Genomic DNA, 17719 nt, shown 5'->3' with positions numbered 1-17719 from the left:
TCGCCGCAGGTACGGTCGTGATGCGCGTTGGTCTGTCAGTCGTGCCCGTCCCGTTCACACCGGACAGGCACCGAAAACAAGATTAGCCCCGAGTTCGCGCTCCGATCGCCACATGAAGAAACCGTTGAATGTTGCAGTTCGTTCACAAAGGCCGCCCTGCCCCGACCAGTGGGGCCGGGTGGCTGTCCGCCGCCGGAGAACGGCCTATCGATCGTTATGGCTGTGTTATCGAATTCTGCGGAGCTCAGCGCTTGGACGGGTCCGGGTGCGGGACGGCAGCGCCCGTCAGGAAGTCACGGTGCCTGTCACAGCGTTGAGCGCCGTATCGACATCTGCCTCGTCGTTGTAGAGGTGGAATCCGAAGCGCATATTGCCTCCGGCCTGCGAGTACCGCACCCCGGCCGCGTCGAGTCGGTCGAGTGCGCCGGGCCAGGAACGTTGACCTGCGTCGAGGTCGATCGTGACGATGGCCGAGTCCGACTCTCCCAGACCGAGCCCAGCCCGGAACCGGTTGGCCAGGGCGAGATCGTGAGTGTGGATCTGGTCGATGCCGATCTCCAGGAGCAGCTCGAGCGCCGGAGCCGTGCCGACCCACGAGTGCCAGGCCGGTGAGATATCGAAGGCTCGGGCACCGTCAGCCAGGTGCATCGGCATCCCGTAACTCGCTCCAGCTCCGGCCGCGAACCAGCCTGCGGCCAGAGGCTTGAGCCGGCCGAAGAAGTCGTCGCGGCGCAGGTGGTCGGTGCCGACGGTATCGGGGGCGTCGGCCGCCGAGTATCGAGTGGGCAGCGTGAGGAAAGCGGTTCCGCGTGGGGCACACAGCCATTTGTAGGCGGCGACGGCGAGGAAATCGACCTCTTTCGCGTCGAGCGGCAGCCATCCGGCCGCCTGTGTTCCGTCGAGGACCGTGATGGCCCCGACCTCGCGGGCGCGACGCGTGATCGCAGGGATGTCGGCGACCTCGCCGGTAGCCGACTGTGCGGCGGAGAAGGATACGAGTGCCGTGGACTCATCGACCGCCTCGGCGAGGGTGGCCAGCGGCGCGGTGCGCACCCGCACCCCGCGGTCGGCATGGACGGCGAACGGGTAGACCCCGGAGGTGAACTCGATGTCGGGGATGAGGACCTCCGCGCCGTCGGGCAGGGCCGCGGCGATCGGGGCGAGCAGTTGCGATACAGCGGCCCCGGTGGCCACCTGACCGGCGGGCACACCGACGAGGCGACCGAACAGCTCGCGACTGGCACCGACGGAGTCCGCCCACGTCTGCCACGGAACACTGCCGATCCTCCATTCGTCGAGCGATCGCTGCATCGCCTCCCACCCGCGCCGAGGCGGCGGACCGTAGGAGCACGAATCGAGGAAAGTACGTTGCACGTCCCATTCGGTGCGCGCCTGTGCGATGTTCAGGGCTGGATCGTCATTGATGTCCATGCCAGCGAATCTAGCACTGGAACTGCGGCGCCGCCTCGGCGAAGTCAGGCCACGCGTTCGGGGTACGAGTACGCATTGAACTTTCCCTTGCGATTGAAGCCGATGACGCTGACGCCGACGTCCTTGCCGTAGTCGACAGCCATCGCCGAGGGAGCGCTCACCGCGGACATCATCGGGATGCCGGCCATCGCGCACTTCTGGACGAGTTCGAACGATGCCCGTGCGGACACCTGCAGGACGGTTGACCGCAGCGGCAGTCCCCGGTTGGCCATGGCCCAGCCGATGACCTTGTCCACAGCATTGTGCCGACCGACATCCTCACGCCCGACGAGCAGTTCGGGTTCTGCGTTCGGGTCCTCGCCGACGGCGAAGAGGGCAGCTGCGTGGACTCCGCCTGTCTTGTCGAAGATCTCCTGCGTCTGTCGCAGACGATCGGGCAGTTCGCCGATGCGGGCTGCCGAGAGCAGCTGTGGAAACTCGTATTCCCCGTGATCCTCGACGTGGAAAGCGGCGGGAATAAGGGGGAAAGCAGAGGTCTTCGTCACGGCATCGGCGGCCGCGGTTCCACAGATTCCGCACGACGATGAGGTGTAGACGTTGCGGGCCGGCGCCGACTCTGGATTCCAGGTCCCCGGGACCAGGCGCACTTGCGCGACGTTGTAGTTCCGGCTGCCGTCGGGGGCGATTCCGGCAGAGAAGTTGACCTCTTCGATATCGTCCATCGAAGTCACGACCGCCTCGGAGAGCAGGTAGCCGGCGATCAATTCCACGTCGTGGCCGGCGGTGCGCATGGTCACCGTGTACGGCTCACCGCCCAGCTGGATCTCCAGGGGCTCCTCACCTGCCAGGGAATCCGGGCCGGCCGAGACCTCACCGGTGGCGTCGAACTTATAGACCCGGGCTCGCACGGCCTTGCGCATCTGCATGTTCTCGTTCCCCTCTCAGACCCGAGGACCATGGTCGGTGGTGTCCTCGACGGAGGTCTGAATGTGTTCGAGGAGGTCATCGATGACGGTGATTCCGTCCTTGACCCCGCCCTTCGAACCGGGGAAGTTGATGACGAAGCTGCGGCCACGCACTCCAGCGACGCCGCGGCTCATCACAGCCGAGGAGGTCGATTCCAGTCCCTTGCGCCACATCGCGTAGATGAGGCCCGGGGATTGGCGTTCGAGGAGTTCGGCAGTGAACTCCGGGGTGCGGTCATCGGGTGCCAAGCCGGTGCCGCCGCTGGTGACGATGAAGCGGGGGCGATCGGCCTCCGGGGTGTCGACGAGGAGTTCGCGCAGGGCCTGGCCGACGGGCTCGCCGTCGCGGACGACGATGGCCTCGGGCGTTTCGTAGCCGCGGTCGCGCAGCCACTCGACGAGGATGGGGCCCGTCGTATCCGCGGCTTCCCCTCTGGCCGCCGAGGTGGACGCGATGATGACGGCCGCCGACCGTCCGGCACCGAGGAGGGCATCTCGCTGAGCGTCGAGGGCGGAATCTGTCATGTTCGTCGGAGTGCTCACAATCCCATCCTACGTCTCGCACTCCCGTCCGGCCCGGTCTCATCGCCGCGTCTTGAGCGGACAGCAGAACGCCACAACTCGACTTGCATGTATGAGCGGTCTCTTGAAAGGCTGGCCAGTCACAGCGGATGAAGTCAGCGGGGATGCATGGACGGTCGGGAACGAAGCGCACACCCAATGGGCGCGGATCGGCCGACGACGGCACGTTCCCTGCGGAAGCTGCTGAAGAGACCGCCGCGCCTGCTTCCGGGAACGACGATGCTGGTCACAGCCTGCCTGTGCCTCGTCGGCCTCGGCCTGCTCATGGTGCTGTCAGCGACATCGATCACCTCGTACGACGGCACCAGTGCTTCATCGTTCTCCGTGTTCAAACGGCAGGCGGTCTTTGCACTCGCAGGTCTGACGATGATGGTCCTCGCCGCACTCACACCTGTCCGCGCTTGGGAGAGGCTGGCGTGGCCGCTCATGGGAGCGGGCCTGCTGCTGCTCGCCCTGCCGCTCGTTCCGGGATTGGGCACCACAGTCAACGGAAGCACGAACTGGCTGCGGATCGGGGGCCTGCAGGCTCAGCCTTCTGAGCTGTTCAAACCCATCCTGGTCGTCTGGCTAGCCGTGGCACTCACACGCCTGACCTCCGAAGCCTATCGCCCCCGGAAGCTTCTGCTCACTCTCACGCCGGTCATCGTCGCTGCCGGGCTCATCCTCATCGGAGGCGACCTCGGCACGACGCTGGTCCTCATGCTCATGGGGTGGCCACACTGTTCGTCGCCGGGGTGCCGAAACGGTACTTCGCCATCGCTTTCGCAGTCATCTCCGTGGCCGTCACGCTCCTGGTCATCTCGAGTCCCTACCGGATGGCACGGGTGCGGGCGATGTTCGCCGGCGATTCGCAGAGCGATGCCGAGGCTCTGGGCCAGCACTGGCAGTCCAACCACGGTCTGTTCGCTCTCGCCTCCGGCGGATGGACGGGTGTCGGACTCGGGGCCAGTCGCGAGAAGTGGTTCTGGCTGGCAGAGGCCCACAACGACTACATCTTCGCTATCGTCGGTGAGGAGTTCGGGCTCCTCGGAACGTTGGGCGTCGTCGCGCTGTTCGGCCTCATCGCCGTCGGGCTCGTCCGCGCTTCCCTGTTGACTCGGAACCGGCGCACGAAGGTCCTGGGCGCGAGTGTTCTCGTCTGGATCGTGGGCCAGGCACTCATCAATATGGGAGTGGTGACGACTCTGCTGCCGGTCATCGGAGTGCCGCTGCCCCTAGTCTCCTACGGCGGGTCGTCTCTCGTCGCCACGCTGACCGGGGTCGGCATCGTCCTCGCCTTCGCCCGCGCTTCCGAGCCGGATGCGGCACGCCCGCGGGCCTCATCCGCTCAGGCTTCCCCCACCGAAATGGACCACACTTACACCGCTTCCGGCGCGACCGCGCGGCCCCGAGTCGAGTGAGGCCACCACTGGAGCGGTCCGCCGATGGGTGCGCCGGGTGTCGTGAACCTCACTGCGAGCATCCTCTCTGGTCTTCCACTCATCGCCGGATCCGTTGGTCGGCCCACCTCGGAATGGCCACGGCATTCAGCGTCTTGCCATATTCACTCAATATCGTGTGATTGCACTTTCAATCAACTCTGGAGATCGCCGTGTACCCCACAACCGGAATGCCGACCATCGTCCGCGACGTCATCACTCTCCTTGCCCGGATCGGTCTCGGCGCGATCTTCATCGCCCACGGGTGGCAGAAGTTCAACGAATGGACCATCGCCGGAACGAGCGATTCGTTTGCGCAGATGGGAGTGCCGATGGCCGATATCGCGGCCCCGGTTGCGACCTTCGTCGAACTCATCGGCGGAGCACTGCTCATCCTCGGTGCGCTCACTCCCATCGTCGGATTCCTGCTGGCAGCCAATGTCATCGGTGCCCTGATCATCGTCCACCTCGTCCCGACCCCGTTCGTCGATCAGGGAGGGTGGGAGCTCGTCGCCTCACTGGCCGCAGGCGCACTGCTGATTGCCGCCGCAGGTCCTGGCCGTCTGAGCGTCGACCGCCTCCTCTTCGCCGGCAGAGCCGGCAAGGGACGTAAGCGCTCGAGCGCATCACGCGCCGTGGCCGCTGACGCCTGAGAGGCCGGGCAGGACTCTTCGCCTGGGCCCACTCCCTGCCTTACCTGCAGCCAGGTAATGTGAGGACGAATCGCGAGCACGAAGTCAGCCGAAGGAGCCATGGTGGAGGATCTGAGCCTGAGCACGCTCATCTGGCTGCGCATGGCCCGCTTCGTCCAGAACAGCAACCAGCTGTCGAATGAGCACCTGCGTCAGTTCGGTCTCACCGTCGCCCAGTTCGAGGCCCTCGCCCACATCCGCAACTTCGAACCGATCACCCAGTCCGCTCTCGCCGAGGGTCTGACCGTCAGCGGCGGAGGGATCTCCCGCCTGCTCGCCCGCCTCGAGGCCGAGGGGCTCATCTCCCGCGAACAGGACTGGAAGACCAAACACATCTCGCTCACGGCCAAGGGCCGCGAACTCCTCGAGCGCGCATTCCCATCCCAGCTTCAGCAGCAGTCATCTCTGTTCGACGATGCTCTCACCGAAGATGAGAAGGTGCAGCTGCACGCGCTCATGAAGAAGCTCTACGACACCGGTCGGAAGCGCGGTCAAGGCACACGGGAATAATCCCGCCCCTGTCTCAGTTGACATGGCAAATGACATTTTCGTCGCCATCACGAGGAGACACCTTGAGCGAGTCCACGCAGCCGCACACCAACCCGACGCAGGCTTCCGGAACACCCGAGTCCACGCCGTCACAGCAGCCGAACTACATGCACGAATTCGGCCTCGACCAAGGTCAGGGCCTGCAGTTCGGCATCTACAGCCTCGGCGATCATCTGCCTGACCCGCACGACGGATCACGCGTCGACGCTGGCCAGCGCATCCACGAATTCATCGGCTACGCCCAAGCCGCGGAGTCCGCCGGTCTCGACTTCTTCAGCCTCGGCGAGAGCCACCAGGAGTTCTTCGCCTCGCAGGCCCATGCCGTCATCCTCGGCGCGATCGCCCAAGCCACGGATAGAATCCGGATCGGCAGCTCCTCGACGATCCTGTCGACCTCGGACCCGGTCCGGGTGTTCGAGAACTTCGCCACCATCGACCTCATCTCCGGCGGCCGCGCCGAACTCGTCGCCGGACGCGCCTCCCGGGTCGGACTGTTCGAGCTCCTAGGCTACGACCTGCGCGATTACGAAGAGCTGTACGAGGAGAAGCTCGATCTGCTGCTCCAGATCAACCGCGAGAAGCAGGTGACCTGGTCCGGTCGGTTCCGGGCACCGCTCAACGACGCCGAGGTCCTCCCCCGCCCCACCGGGCGGGCGCTGCGCATCTGGCGCGCGGTCGGCGGAGCGCCGGCGAGCGCGGTGAAGGCGGGACTGGCCGGGGTTCCCATGGTCATGGCCCACCTCGGCGGGACCACCTCGGTGTTCAAGGGCACCGTCGATGCCTACCGTCGCGCGGCCGCTCATGCCGGATTCGATCCTGCCACCCTGCCGATCGCCACGGCCGGTTTCTTCCACGCCGCCGAGACCTCGCAGGAAGCATTGGCTGGCATGTACCCCCACATCAACGAAGGGATGAAGCGCACCAACGGGCAGGGCATGCCCAAGCAGCACTTCGCCCAGAGCGTCGACCCGGCGAGCATCGCGAACATCGGCAGCCCGCAGCAGATCATCGAGAAGATCCTCCACCAGCACGAGGTGTTCGGCCATCAGCGCTACCTCGCGCAGGTCGATTTCGGCGGGATGGCCTACGCGGACGTGATGAAGCAGATCGAGCTCATCGGCACCGAGATCCTGCCCGCCGTGGAGAAGTACACCGCTGCCCCGCCTGGGGTTTCGGGAGTCGGATCCGCCGATTCAGCGTCCGGCCCTGCTGGTTCCGCATTCGATTCCGCCGAGGAGGCCCACTCGTGAAGCTTGTCCTGCTGTCCGGCTCGAACGTCGGAACGAAGACCCGAACCGTGATCGATCACCTCGCCGAGGTGGTCGCCGCCTATGACCCCACCGCTGAGTTGAGTGTCATCGACCTCGCCGAGGCGGACATGGTCTTTGCCGACGGCCGGAACTTCACCGAGTACACCGGTGACACCGGTCGGGTGGCCAGGGAGCTCATGGACGCCGATGCGATCATCATCGGCACCCCGATCTTCCAGGCCTCGATTCCGGCGGCTCTGAAGAACGTCTTCGATCTGCTGCCGACGAGTGCCTTCCTCGACAAGGTCGTCGGCGTCATCGCCACGGCCGGATCGTCGAAGCACTACCTCATTCCGGCTCAGCACCTGCTGCCGATCCTGACCTACATGAAGGCGCAGGTCGTCCAGCCGTATGTGTTCGTCGAGGAGAGCGATCTGCACCGCGGCGAGATCGTCAGCCACGATGTCCTTCAGCGACTCGACCGCCTCGTCGAGGACACGATCGTGCTCACCCACACCTTTGCCTCGATCCGTCAGGAGCGGGACGCGGCCTACGGGTTCTGATCGTTCAAGAGCGATGTCCGCCCACCGTCTGAATATGCGAACTCTGCGTGAAGCGCCCCATGACCAAGGTCAGGCGCGCAGACGCTCGAGGTGCGCAGCCAGCAGCTCGCGAGCGCGCTCAGGGGCCAGGACCTCGGAGTGAAGCGCCGAGCGCAGTGTCAGTCCGTCGATAAGAGCGGCAAGGGTCTCGGCCTCGGCTTGAGCGTCGAGACCCGCGCGCAGGACTCCGCGGACGCTCATACTCTCAACGACTCGGCCCATGAGAGCACGGGTGCCGAGCACTGCAGTTTCGAAGACGTCAGCGAGCTCCGGGGTCGTTCGCGCCTCCTCTTCGAAGGCCAGCCACACCACTGACTCCCGCCGCCGTGTCTCTTCGAGCGGCAGCAGTTCGGAGAGGAAGTCGACCGTCAGCTCCTTGGCTTCACCGTGGTCGAGATTCCCGGCATCGAGCTTGGGGAGCATATCGGCCAGTCGCGCCTCGAGTCGACCGCCGACTCGCTCGACAAGGGTCTCGAGCGCGAAGCGCACGATCCCGTCGGCGGCGGAGAAGTAGTGCCTGATGGAGCCGATGGCCAAGCCGGTTTCATCGGCGATCGTCCGCAGCGAGACCTTGGAGAGTCCCTGTCTGAGGACGATGGCGAAGAGCGCATCGGCGATGAGCTCTCGCCGTTGAACAGGGTCGACGAATTTCGGCATAGATCTTTTATAGCACATCCCTGCTACATCGTGCTATCGTTTTAGCACGCTCCTGCTAATACATCAAAGGAGATCGCCCATGTCACCCTTCCTCATCGCCCTCGGAGTCATAGCCGTCATCGTCGTCGTCATCGTTCGACGTTTCCGCGGAGAGCCCGTCGACGCCAAAGATCTCGCAATTCCACCGTTGATCCTGCTGGGACTGGCCATCAAGGAACTGTGGGGATTCAGCCATTGGACACCGGCGAACGTCACCTTCCTGACCGCCTCGGTGGTGGTCGGCGTCAGCTTCGGAATGCTGCGCGGAGCTTCCACGGTCCTCTTCGAGCGAGACGGGACTCTCCACCAGAAATACACGGTGAAGACGATGATCATCTGGGCTTGCAGCCTGCTCGCAGGGCTGGGCCTGCATTTCGGAGCTCAGCTCATCGGCGCCGAAGAAGCCGTTCGTCCCATGACACTGAGCATCGGATTGAGCCTGCTCGGCGAAGCGATCACCTGCGGCGGGCGGGGTCTGCAGTCGGGCATCCCCTTCAGCAATCGCGACGCGATGCGAAACGGCTCCGACACATCGGCCCTGAGCCGCCTCGTCGACCGAGTACGACAGCGGTGAACCGCAGCTCGAGCCTGTGCCTCGACCCAGGAGGAGCGGGACGCCGCCTACGTGTTCTGAAGCGACGGTCCCCCTGCACTTTCGCACTCATTCGGCAGAGACACGTTGCATTTGGTGATGTAACATTACATCATGCAACGCACTCAGATTTCATTGACCATCGAAGCCCGCAGGCTGCTCGATAACGAAGCGTCACGGACGGGTCGATCGATCTCTGCGTTGATTCGAGATGCCGTTGAGAACACCTATGGCACGGGTCGAAGCACCGATGATGCCTACAGTGCCATCGAAGAAGCTTTCGGCGCCTGGATCGACCGGCAGGAAGACGGAGAGGCCTACGTTGAGCGCCTGCGTTCTGGAGACCGGCTGAACCAAGTCCTTTCGCAATGACTGTTGTCGATACATCCGTCCTCATCGATGTCCTCCGAGGACGCGAAGCAGCGAAAGCCGCGCTCTTCGCGGCACGCGCAGACGGCCTCCTGCATGCAAGTGAAATGAGTCGCCTCGAAGTGCTCGCTGGCATGCGAAGAGGAGAAGACGGCCCCACTCGCAGACTGTTGTCCGTTCTCACCTGGCACCCGGTCGACGAGTCGATCTCGGAACTCGCGGGCGAGCTGAGCAGAGCCTGGTTACCCGGCAATCGCGGTATCGATTCAGCTGATTTGGCGATTGCGGCAACCGCATTATCCCTGAACACCACTCCCCTGACGCTCAACGTCAAGCACTTCCCCATGTTCCCTGGCTTGAGCGCACCGTATTAGCCCGACGCACAACCGACCAATCCACTTTCGGCGGCTGCCCGAGCCAGCGAATCGGTACATCCTGCTCTGAATTGCCCAGCGAGGAAAGTGGTCATTTCAGAAGAACCTATACAGAACCAGACCGTGCGCTCCGACGAACGGCTCGCACCCACCAACGCGCACCGCATTTGCCCGACGACGCGCTCGAGCCGGAACAGTGCCCAGGTCATCCGGTGCCCCAGATCACCGGATTTGCCGGGTCAAGCGGGCCTGGATAACCTGAAAGCGGAAGGAACCAGTCGGGACGACCCGGCTGAGAGAGACTCACGATGAGGACGGCCTCAGAGACAGGAAGACCTTTCATGACCGCCGCCCTCCGCTCAATCATCACGCCGACCGCAATCCTGCGACTCGTCCTCGGCTGGGGCGTCTTCATCGCCCTGCAATTCATGGGCTCTCTGCTTGCTTCGCCGGTCCCCCTGCCGCTGCTTGTGACCGCACTCGTGGTCATCATCGCGGTCATCCTCGTCTGCGCCTTCGGAGTCGTCACAGGGGCCGAACACTTAGCGTCCCGCCTCGGCGATCCCTACGGCTCACTCGTGCTGACGATCTCGATCTGCCTCATCGAGGTCATCCTCATCGCCGCGGTGCTGCTGGGCCCCGGCGACCATGCGACGATCGCCCGCGATTCGGTGATGGCGGTGTCGATGATCATCCTGGGCGCTGTCATCGGCCTCTGCCTGCTGGTCGGCGGACTGCGCCACGGTGCGCTCACCCACAATCGCACCGGCGTCTCGAACTACCTGGTCATGATCGTCGTCTTCGCCGCCCTCGCCTTCGCCGTGCCCACCCTCATCGGCACCCCCGACGGTGCCTATGAGATATGGCAGGAGATCCCGATCATCGTGATCACCGTCGGCGCCTATGTCTTCTTCCTCTACCGGCAGATGGGACCGCAGGCCCACGAATTCACCGAGGCGGCCCCCGTCGGGGCTGCTTCGGCGGACGCCTCATCGACTGCCGGAACGACCCAGTCCTCCCCCATCGAGGCGGCCGACCAGTCCGAATCAAGCCGGCCCGAGGCGGCCGACCCGTCCGACCAAGAGACTCAGGGAATCGTCGAGATCCTCTCGACCCACCGGGTGGAGATCGTCCTCCGGCTGACCCTCCTCGTCGCCACTGTGCTGCCAATTGTGCTGCTCTCCCACGATATGGCCACACTCCTCGATGACGGTCTGGCCCGCCTCGGCGCCCCGGTGGCGCTGTCCGGCGTGGTCATCGCGATGATCGTGTTCCTGCCCGAGACGCTGACCTCCCTGCGAGCGGCGTGGAACGGTGAGATCCAGCGCGTGAGCAATCTCTGCCACGGCGCACAGGTGTCGACGGTGGGGCTGACGATTCCGACGGTGCTGGTCATCGGGATGCTCACCGATCAGCAGATCGTGCTCGCCGAGTCGCCGATCAACCTCGCGCTGCTGGCGATCACCCTGCTGGTCTCGGTCATCGGGTTCGCCGGCAAGAAGGTCACCGCCGTCCAAGGTGCCGCTCACCTCATCATCTTCGTCGTGTTCGGCCTCGCACTCTTCGCGTGAGCTGCCGGAACAACGCGTGAGCCGCCGAGCCGACGCGTGTGCAGCCTACGCCTCCTCGCCAGAGCGCAGGGCCGGGAGGACTTACGCTCTCACTTCTGCACCGGGGCCGGGCGCGGTCTGGCCCTCGCTCGGCGCGGTGAGCTCATGGCCGGCCGCGCACATAACCTTCGCTTCGACCGGTTCGCCGCAGTCGCGGTGCGTTACGCGCACCGGTGGGCCGTCGGGCTCTGAGCAGTGTTTGTCTCCCCACTGGAGCAGCGCGATGAGCACGGGATAGAGATCGCGGCCCTTGTCCGTGAGCCGGTATTCCTTCCGTGCCCGCCGGCCCGGTTCGCTGTAGGACGCGGGTTCGAGCAGCCCGGCTGCGACGAGCGTGCGAAGACGCTCGGCGAGCACCGGATCGGAGACCCCGAGGTGGTCGCGCAGCTGATCGAATCGGCGCACGCCGTTGCACGCATCCCGCAGGATGAGCAGCGTCCACTTCTGTCCGATGACATCAAGGCTGCGTCGGATCGAACAGGCAGCGGAGTCGTATTCGAGCCATTCCATGTCCCCCTCCTTCGGTTGACCGTCGTCGACGCCTTAGGCTAACTTCATAATAACAAGTCAGGTCGAAGGAGAACACATGACTGATGACGCGCAGGCCGCCACGACCCCCGATGTCTCGCTGGAGAAGGCAAGTCGATTCGTCGCGGCTTCCGGTTTCGTCGTCGAGGAGGTGACGGCCACCTCGGTGCGGGGCTATGCCGAACTCGACGAGAACCATCACACCCCGTGGGGCGTCATCCACGGCGGCGTGTACACGACCATCGTCGAAAGCGCGGGCAGCATCGGCGCCTCCCACGCCGTGGCAGAGCGCGGGGAGTTCGCCGTCGGCGTTCACAACGCCACCGACTTCCTGCGCCCGAGCACGGGAGCCCGCGTCAACGTCGAGGGCAACGCTCTTCACCAGGGGCGCACTCAGCAGCTGTGGGAGGTCATCATCACGGACTCGGCCAGCGGCAAGCAGATCTCACGCGGTCAGCTGCGCCTCCAGAACGTGCCGATGCCGGAGGGGAAGAACTGACGATGAGCACACAGGCTGAACCGAATCTTCGCGAAACGACCGTGACCTGGGGCGACCCGGCCATCGGTCTCAAGCGGCTGCCTCACCTCGACGGAATCGAGTTCCTGCAGAAGATCGCCGACGGCGAGATTCCCGCCGCCCCCATCGGAGCACACATCGGAATGGAATTCACCGAGGTGGAGCCGGGCAAGGTCACCTTCACCTGCCATCCCGACGAATCCCACTACAACCCCATCGGCATGGTCCACGGCGGGCTGGTCTGCACCCTGCTCGATTCGGTCGTCGGATGTGCTGCGCATTCGCTGCTGCCCGCGGGCATGGGCTACACCTCGATCGACATCAACGTCGGCTACCTGCGGCCCGTGACCGCCGACAGCGGCCCTCTGGTCGCCACCGGCCGAGTCACCAAACCGGGACGCCGAGTCACCTTCGCCGAAGGTGAGGTCGTTGACGCAGCAGGCAAAACCGTCGCGACGACAACGAGCAGCCTGCTGGTCTTCCCGCTCGAGACGGCCTGAACCTCAGTTCCCGGCCAGCTCCCGCAGTGCGTTCTTGCGAATCTTGCCCGTCGACGTCGTCGGCAGCTCATCGACGAATTCGACCCCGGCCGGTGCCTTGTAGGAGGCGATACGGGTCTTGACGAATGCGATGAGGTCGTCCTCGGCCACCTCGGCGCCGGGTCCCAGAACGACGTAGGCCAACGGTCGCTGTCCCCACTTCTCGTCGGGCATGCCGACCACGGCCGCCTCGGCGACGGATTCGTGGGCGACGAGAGCCTGCTCGACCTCGATGGTGGAGATGTTCTCGCCGCCGGAGATGACGATGTCCTTGGCCCGGTCGAGAATCTGGACGTACCCGTCCGCGTGCATCACGGCGAGGTCGCCGGTGTGGAACCAACCGCCGCGGAACGCCTCGGCGGTGGCCTCGGGCGCGTTCACGTAGCCCTTCATGACGTTGTTGCCGCGCATGACGATCTCGCCCATCGTCACCCCGTCGCGGGGCACGTCGGTGAGCACGTCATCGTCGCGCAGCTCGACTACGCGCATGCGCTCAGCGCTGATCATGCCGATCCCCTGTCGGGACTTCAGCTTCGCGCGCTCCTCCACCGGCAGGCCGGACCATTCGGGCTGCGGCTCGCATGAGGAGTACGGACCGTAGGATTCGGTGAGTCCGTAGACGTGGATGACCTCGATGCCGAGGCCTTCCAGCAGGGCGATCGTCGTCGGCGACGGCGGGGCGCCGGCCGTGGTGATGGACAGCGATCCTCCCAGGTCGTGGGCTTCCTCGGCCCCGGCGATGGTGTTGAGCACGACAGGAGCACCGGCCATCCGAGTGACCTTCTCTTCGTCGATGAGCCGCCAGGCCTCGGGCCCGCGCACGGCTCGGATGCACACGTGCGTGCCCGACACCGCCGTCAGCGCCCAGGTCGTGCACCAGCCGTTGCAGTGGAACATCGGCAGCGTCCACAGGTACTTGGTCAGAGCCGGGAAGTCCTGCGTGATGACCTCGCCGAGCGAGTTCAGGTACGCCCCGCGGTGGGTGTACATCACGCCCTTCGGCCGGCCCGTCGTGCCCGAGGTGTAGTTGACGGTGATCGTCGCGGTTTCGTCGTCGACCTCGTAGGTCCGCGGTGATTCCGGCGCCGAGGCGGTCCAGTCGGCATAGGCTTCCACGCTGAGATCCGCGGCGGCCACCTCACCGGGGGCGCCGTCCTCATCGGGGTGGACGACGATCGTTTCGACGGCGTTCGCGGCGCCGGCATCGATGACCGGCTGGAGGAGTCCGGCATCGCCGAAGAAGAACTTCACTTCGCTGTGGCCGAGGATGTACTCGACCTCGGGCGGCGCCAGTCGGGTGTTGAGCATGACGAGCACGCCGCCGGCCAGCGGGACCGCGTAGTGGGCGATGAGCGCCTCGGCGCTGTTGGGGGCGAGCACCGCCACCGTGTCGCCGTCGGACAGTCCACGGCGTCTGAGTCCTTCGGCGAGGTTCTGCACGGTCGCGGCCATCTGCCGGTAGGTGAAGCGGCGCGGCCCGTCGACGATCGCCTCCCGGTCGGGGTGGGCCTCGAGCGAGCGCTCGAGGAACCGCAGCGGAGTCAGGGCGGTATCGAGTCCGGACATGGCAGGTCTCCTCATCGTCGATGATCGTGGCGGCCGTCGGCATGAGCAGCTGCGACGGTGTTCGAGATCAGACTACCGAGCGACTGTGATGGCGTGCACACCGCCCTCACCGAGGCGGCCGATCATCAGCGTGCACGTCGTCCGTGCGTGCTCCGTTCGTTGACTGCGATGTTTCGGCTATTCGCAGCCGACTCCGTCACCGTCGCGGTCGAGGTGTGACCCGTAGCCGGGGTCGCCTCGGTGGACGGGTGCGGCGCCGGCTTCGCGGGCGGCCGTGCAGTTCTCGAAATAGCTCGATGAGTCCGATGAACCGCTCGACGATGATCCCGACCCTGACGCTCCGTCGCTCGACGATCCTGTGCTCGAGGACTTCTGCTTCGCCGGGCGGGTCTCTTCCTTTGTGGTGACATCGTCACCGTCGCCGGGGACTGGCCAGTCGGCATCCTCGGCGAAGGCGGGTTGGTCATCGCACTTAACGAGGACCCGCTGCATGGCCGTCTTCTCCGCCGGGACGACCCACAGCTCGTATTTGTGTTTCACGGCGATCTGCCGGGCGACGTACTCGCACCGGTAGCCCTTGTTCGGCGGCAGCCAGGTCGCGGCATCGCCGTCGCCCTTCTGCCGGTTGAGGCTCGAGCTCACGGCGAGCAGATTGAGCGGGTCATTGCCGAATTCCTTGAGCGTCTCCTCGTCGAATGTGAACGCCCCGGTCTGCCAGGCGTTCGAACGCGCGATGACATGGTCGATGTCGACGGCATTCGCGCTGCGGTCGAAGTCGTAGGTCTCACCGGCATAGGGGTCGGCGAGCGTGCCGGCCAGCACGATGCAGCCGTGGGTTCCCGCCTTGAGAGTGATGGTCGTGAGGTCCCGGCGCAGCACATCGTTGCGGGTGTCGCAGCCGTTGTGGTCGGTGTCCGAACGCCATTTGAACAGGTCGCCGTCATAGCCGGTCTTCGGCGCCCGACCCTTGACCGTGAGTTCGTCCAACATCGCCGAGGCGGTGCCCGTCGCCGAGCTGCCCGCCTGGCCCTCGTCTCTCTCGTCGTCGGCGTCATCAGGTGTCGCCGACGCAGAGACATCCTCGCTCGGTTCCGGGGCCTCCCGAGTGGGCTTGGGGTCGGCAGTGCTGGAGGCTGCGGTGTCGACGGTCGGTTCGGTCGCCTCGGCGCATCCCGAGAGGAGACCGAGGGACAGGACTGCTGCGAGTGCCGCGAGGGCGCGGCGTGAGGAAGAGAGCAAGGGTGTGGACTTTCGCAAGGTGCAGGCTCACCGGTGTGGCGAGATCGTTCAGACGTGGTCGTGGACCGAGCCGACACGAATGCCGCTGCTCGATCCACTCCGACCAGTGTAGAGCGGGCGGAGCGTCGATGGCACCGGATCGGCGGGAACGTGTCCCATTCGTTAGGTACGAGGCAGACCGGACCGGAGAAGCACCAGATCGTGAGCGGGGAAACTGGCCGGACAGCGGCCTCAGAGCGCTCGGGGCACGGGCATAGACTGGCGACTACATATGATCTCGAACGCAGGAAGGCTGTGACACTCAATGAGCGAGGATCCCAACGTCGAGGCCCTCCGCCAAGACGATTCCAACTGGAAGCTGGGCCTCTTCTACGCCTCCATGCGAGACCGCGCCCCTCTGATCCCCAAACGCTGCGGATGGGGGTGGACCATCAATTTCGGCAGCCCGTGGACGTGGCTGGCCGGAATCGTTCTCGCCGCGGTGATCGTCTGGGGCGTGTTCTTCTGAAGGTCGGCGCATCGCGCCTGAAGGCAGACACAGCGCCCGTCCACCTCCCCGGCGGCGCCTTCCGCCGGCCATCTCGGCTGACTCGACCGGCGAGTGGGTGCATGATGGACGGAAACGGTGGGCAACCTCGGTGAGGAGGATCTTCGATGCGACACGATGAGGAACGTCCGCGCACCAGCGGATTCCTGGCCGACGGGGCGGTGCCGGGGCACTGGACGCAGGTGATCGGGTCGATGCGGTCGAATCCGTTCACATATCTTTCCCCTGATGAGGTGCGCACCGAGGCGGCCCGACTGCTGTTCGTCGCACCTTCCCCCGAGGTGGCCCGGGCGTGCTTCGCGGAGATGCTCGATGCATTCGGGGACTCGATCGAGATCGCCACCGTCGAGGAGGTCGTGCCGGATCGCGTCCCCGCGGGGACGTGGGTGTTCCTGCCCCACCGGCAGGACGGGTGGGCGGATCTCGAGGAGGCTTCGGCGAAGTTGCGAGCGGCCTTGGTCAAGGAGAACTCGTCACGGGAGCCCGGGGACACGCTGGTTCTCATGGAGTACGGGATCAACCTGTGGATGTGGGCCGAGCCGCCCTCGAGCGGAGGCGACCCCGTCTGCCACGCCGGCGAGCTCATCAGCTGGGAGAGCGCGTGGGCGCTGGGCACGAGCGAACCGCCTCATCACGGCGTCGATTCGGCTGTCAGCGCATCCGACCCCAGTGCCGCAATGTTGACTGCTGAGCCTGCGGCTTCGCCTCGCCCGCCGATCTACTTCGGCCTCCCGCCCATCCTGCGTCAGCGCCGCTGGGAAAGCTGAGCCCTCCTCGACGTCCTCTTTGAGGCCTTCCTTCATCGTGCCCCGGCGCGCACCTATGCGTTTCATGCATACGGTTCATCGAATCAGGCTGAGCACATGCGAATCGGGCATGCAAAGCTGTGAAAGCAGTTGAACCAGCCGCGCATGGATGCGCAGACAAGGATGACAAGTGATCACACAGGCACGCTCCGACGAGGGCATTCTCACTGTCACGATCGACAATGAAGCCCGAGCCAACTCGCTCACTGCCACGATGCTCGACGATCTGACGAAGGCGCTGAACACGGCCTCGGCCGACGAGACACTTCGCGCCGTCTTGCTGACCTCGGCGGGCACCCGAGGATTCTCGGCCGGCATGGACACCTCCCAGTTCGAGCACGAGAGCCCTTCGCGTGCTCTCGACACGATCACCTCGTTGGGGCGGGTCTGCGAAGCAGTCAAGGACTGCGACATTCCTGTTGCCGTCGCCATCAGAGGCTACTGCATCGGCGGTGCGCTCGAGATCGCAGCGGCGGCCGACTTCCGTGTGGGCGGCGAAGAGTCCTGGTATTCGATGCCCGAGGTCCGCATCGGCATCCCTTCCGTCCTCGATTCCGTCAACCTCTGGCGAGTCATGGGCTGGACCAAGGCCACCGAGCTGATGCTCACGGCGAACAGATTCTCCGCCTCCGAAATGGCGGAATGCGGTTTCCTCAATACCGTCGCCGCCGATGACCGTGTGGAAGACCGCGCACTGGCCTACCTGAACGACACGGTGATGGCCGATCGCGCGGTCATCGCCCAGCAGAAGCAGCTCTTCCGCACGTGGAAGAACTCCTTCGAGCGGGAAGCCTTCGAAGACAGCAAGAAGGAATTCGCATTGGCATTCGCACGGAAGAGCAACTGA

General features: G+C 65.1%; 20 protein-coding genes and 1 pseudogene. 14 read left to right on the top strand and 7 right to left on the bottom strand.

The features are described from left to right. Positions 1-285 precede the first annotated feature (285 nt). The 3 genes from GUY37_RS03635 to GUY37_RS03625 are packed head-to-tail and all read right to left on the bottom strand — an operon-like array spanning position 286 to position 2939. On the bottom strand, positions 286-1431 hold the full coding sequence (locus GUY37_RS03635) for an aminotransferase class V-fold PLP-dependent enzyme (protein ID WP_166822319.1): 1146 nt from the start codon (positions 1429-1431) through the stop codon (positions 286-288). A 44-nt stretch (positions 1432-1475) separates the two neighbouring features. Beyond that, entirely contained in the window at positions 1476-2357 is an 882-nt protein-coding gene (gene fdhD, locus GUY37_RS03630; RefSeq protein ID WP_166822316.1) for a formate dehydrogenase accessory sulfurtransferase FdhD, read from the bottom strand. A gap of 15 nt (positions 2358-2372) precedes the next feature. Next, positions 2373-2939: a MogA/MoaB family molybdenum cofactor biosynthesis protein gene (locus tag GUY37_RS03625; protein WP_323127521.1), complete on the bottom strand. Its 567-nt coding sequence runs from the start codon at positions 2937-2939 to the stop codon at positions 2373-2375. Between the two features lie 147 nt (positions 2940-3086). Here GUY37_RS03625 and ftsW point away from each other — a divergent pair. The 5 genes and pseudogenes from ftsW (at position 3087) to GUY37_RS03595 (ending at position 7450) form a co-directional block, all read left to right on the top strand. Further along, positions 3087-4378: pseudogene (ftsW, locus tag GUY37_RS19470) on the top strand (putative lipid II flippase FtsW). Between the two features lie 191 nt (positions 4379-4569). Further along, on the top strand, positions 4570-5049 hold the full coding sequence (locus tag GUY37_RS03610) for a DoxX family protein (protein WP_228278341.1): 480 nt from the start codon (positions 4570-4572) through the stop codon (positions 5047-5049). A gap of 99 nt (positions 5050-5148) precedes the next feature. Continuing rightward, positions 5149-5598: a MarR family winged helix-turn-helix transcriptional regulator gene (locus GUY37_RS03605; protein ID WP_208094749.1), complete on the top strand. Its 450-nt coding sequence runs from the start codon at positions 5149-5151 to the stop codon at positions 5596-5598. 62 nt (positions 5599-5660) lie between these two features. After that, the gene (locus GUY37_RS03600) at positions 5661-6887 is read left to right on the top strand and encodes an LLM class flavin-dependent oxidoreductase (protein WP_228278340.1); all 1227 of its coding nucleotides are present in this window, start codon (positions 5661-5663) and stop codon (positions 6885-6887) included. Further along, the gene (locus GUY37_RS03595) at positions 6884-7450 is read left to right on the top strand and encodes an NADPH-dependent FMN reductase (RefSeq protein WP_166822310.1); all 567 of its coding nucleotides are present in this window, start codon (positions 6884-6886) and stop codon (positions 7448-7450) included. Before GUY37_RS03600 ends, GUY37_RS03595 begins: the two co-directional genes overlap by 4 nt. 69 nt (positions 7451-7519) lie before the next feature. On the opposite strand, the gene GUY37_RS03590 is transcribed toward GUY37_RS03595, so the two are convergent. Next, positions 7520-8146: a TetR/AcrR family transcriptional regulator gene (locus GUY37_RS03590; protein WP_166822307.1), complete on the bottom strand. Its 627-nt coding sequence runs from the start codon at positions 8144-8146 to the stop codon at positions 7520-7522. Between the two features lie 79 nt (positions 8147-8225). Between GUY37_RS03590 and GUY37_RS03585 the strand changes: the two genes are divergently transcribed. The 4 genes from GUY37_RS03585 (at position 8226) to GUY37_RS03570 (ending at position 11091) form a co-directional block, all read left to right on the top strand. Next, positions 8226-8759 carry a DUF1453 family protein gene (locus GUY37_RS03585; RefSeq protein ID WP_166822305.1) on the top strand — a complete coding sequence of 178 codons (534 nt, stop codon included), beginning with the start codon at positions 8226-8228 and terminating at the stop codon, positions 8757-8759. A gap of 132 nt (positions 8760-8891) precedes the next feature. Beyond that, entirely contained in the window at positions 8892-9149 is a 258-nt protein-coding gene (locus GUY37_RS03580) for a ribbon-helix-helix domain-containing protein (RefSeq protein WP_166822302.1), read from the top strand. Beyond that, the gene (locus GUY37_RS03575) at positions 9146-9520 is read left to right on the top strand and encodes a type II toxin-antitoxin system VapC family toxin (protein ID WP_166822299.1); all 375 of its coding nucleotides are present in this window, start codon (positions 9146-9148) and stop codon (positions 9518-9520) included. The genes GUY37_RS03580 and GUY37_RS03575 overlap by 4 nt, the downstream gene beginning before the upstream one ends. A 341-nt stretch (positions 9521-9861) precedes the next feature. Continuing rightward, a complete protein-coding gene (locus GUY37_RS03570) occupies positions 9862-11091 on the top strand; it encodes a calcium:proton antiporter (protein WP_166822296.1) in 1230 nt (409 codons plus the stop codon). Positions 11092-11172: 81 nt separating this feature from the next. On the opposite strand, the gene GUY37_RS03565 is transcribed toward GUY37_RS03570, so the two are convergent. Further along, on the bottom strand, positions 11173-11640 hold the full coding sequence (locus GUY37_RS03565) for a winged helix-turn-helix transcriptional regulator (protein WP_166822293.1): 468 nt from the start codon (positions 11638-11640) through the stop codon (positions 11173-11175). A 76-nt stretch (positions 11641-11716) separates the two neighbouring features. Between GUY37_RS03565 and GUY37_RS03560 the strand changes: the two genes are divergently transcribed. Next, the gene (locus GUY37_RS03560) at positions 11717-12157 is read left to right on the top strand and encodes a PaaI family thioesterase (protein ID WP_166822290.1); all 441 of its coding nucleotides are present in this window, start codon (positions 11717-11719) and stop codon (positions 12155-12157) included. Positions 12158-12159: 2 nt separating this feature from the next. Then, positions 12160-12675 (top strand): PaaI family thioesterase, encoded by a 516-nt coding sequence (locus tag GUY37_RS03555; RefSeq protein WP_166822287.1) that lies wholly within the window; start codon positions 12160-12162, stop codon positions 12673-12675. A gap of 3 nt (positions 12676-12678) precedes the next feature. Here the strand turns inward: GUY37_RS03555 and GUY37_RS03550 are convergent, their stop codons facing one another. Both GUY37_RS03550 and GUY37_RS03545 read right to left on the bottom strand, forming a co-directional pair. Beyond that, positions 12679-14280, bottom strand: coding sequence for an AMP-binding protein (locus tag GUY37_RS03550; protein ID WP_208094748.1), 1602 nt, complete (start codon positions 14278-14280; stop codon positions 12679-12681). Positions 14281-14457: 177 nt separating this feature from the next. Continuing rightward, the gene (locus GUY37_RS03545) at positions 14458-15519 is read right to left on the bottom strand and encodes a GmrSD restriction endonuclease domain-containing protein (RefSeq protein WP_166822281.1); all 1062 of its coding nucleotides are present in this window, start codon (positions 15517-15519) and stop codon (positions 14458-14460) included. Positions 15520-15823: 304 nt separating this feature from the next. Between GUY37_RS03545 and GUY37_RS03540 the strand changes: the two genes are divergently transcribed. The 3 genes from GUY37_RS03540 to GUY37_RS03530 all read left to right on the top strand — a co-directional run bounded on the left by GUY37_RS03540 (position 15824) and on the right by GUY37_RS03530 (position 17719). Then, entirely contained in the window at positions 15824-16027 is a 204-nt protein-coding gene (locus GUY37_RS03540) for a DUF5808 domain-containing protein (protein ID WP_166822279.1), read from the top strand. Positions 16028-16173: 146 nt separating this feature from the next. After that, positions 16174-16833 (top strand): hypothetical protein, encoded by a 660-nt coding sequence (locus GUY37_RS03535; protein WP_166822276.1) that lies wholly within the window; start codon positions 16174-16176, stop codon positions 16831-16833. Between the two features lie 169 nt (positions 16834-17002). Further along, on the top strand, positions 17003-17719 hold the full coding sequence (locus tag GUY37_RS03530) for an enoyl-CoA hydratase/isomerase family protein (protein ID WP_166822273.1): 717 nt from the start codon (positions 17003-17005) through the stop codon (positions 17717-17719).

It is taken from the genome of Brevibacterium limosum, assembly GCF_011617705.1.
GTDB lineage: Bacteria > Actinomycetota > Actinomycetes > Actinomycetales > Brevibacteriaceae > Brevibacterium > Brevibacterium limosum.
Note: the sequence above shows the minus strand (reverse complement) of the source record. Positions and strands in the feature narration are given on the sequence as shown.

What these genes read in the sequence shown, in the direction of transcription:
- GUY37_RS03635 (WP_166822319.1), bottom strand. Translation starts at nt 1,431, where the DNA reads ATGGACATCAATGACGATCCAGCCCTGAACATCGCACAGGCGCGCACC.
- fdhD (WP_166822316.1), bottom strand. Translation starts at nt 2,357, where the DNA reads ATGCAGATGCGCAAGGCCGTGCGAGCCCGGGTCTATAAGTTCGACGCC.
- GUY37_RS03605 (WP_208094749.1), top strand. Translation starts at nt 5,149, where the DNA reads ATGGTGGAGGATCTGAGCCTGAGCACGCTCATCTGGCTGCGCATGGCC.
- GUY37_RS03590 (WP_166822307.1), bottom strand. Translation starts at nt 8,146, where the DNA reads ATGCCGAAATTCGTCGACCCTGTTCAACGGCGAGAGCTCATCGCCGAT.
- GUY37_RS03585 (WP_166822305.1), top strand. Translation starts at nt 8,226, where the DNA reads ATGTCACCCTTCCTCATCGCCCTCGGAGTCATAGCCGTCATCGTCGTC.
- GUY37_RS03580 (WP_166822302.1), top strand. Translation starts at nt 8,892, where the DNA reads ATGCAACGCACTCAGATTTCATTGACCATCGAAGCCCGCAGGCTGCTC.
- GUY37_RS03575 (WP_166822299.1), top strand. Translation starts at nt 9,146, where the DNA reads ATGACTGTTGTCGATACATCCGTCCTCATCGATGTCCTCCGAGGACGC.
- GUY37_RS03570 (WP_166822296.1), top strand. Translation starts at nt 9,862, where the DNA reads ATGACCGCCGCCCTCCGCTCAATCATCACGCCGACCGCAATCCTGCGA.
- GUY37_RS03565 (WP_166822293.1), bottom strand. Translation starts at nt 11,640, where the DNA reads ATGGAATGGCTCGAATACGACTCCGCTGCCTGTTCGATCCGACGCAGC.
- GUY37_RS03560 (WP_166822290.1), top strand. Translation starts at nt 11,717, where the DNA reads ATGACTGATGACGCGCAGGCCGCCACGACCCCCGATGTCTCGCTGGAG.
- GUY37_RS03555 (WP_166822287.1), top strand. Translation starts at nt 12,160, where the DNA reads ATGAGCACACAGGCTGAACCGAATCTTCGCGAAACGACCGTGACCTGG.
- GUY37_RS03550 (WP_208094748.1), bottom strand. Translation starts at nt 14,280, where the DNA reads ATGTCCGGACTCGATACCGCCCTGACTCCGCTGCGGTTCCTCGAGCGC.
- GUY37_RS03540 (WP_166822279.1), top strand. Translation starts at nt 15,824, where the DNA reads ATGAGCGAGGATCCCAACGTCGAGGCCCTCCGCCAAGACGATTCCAAC.
- GUY37_RS03535 (WP_166822276.1), top strand. Translation starts at nt 16,174, where the DNA reads ATGCGACACGATGAGGAACGTCCGCGCACCAGCGGATTCCTGGCCGAC.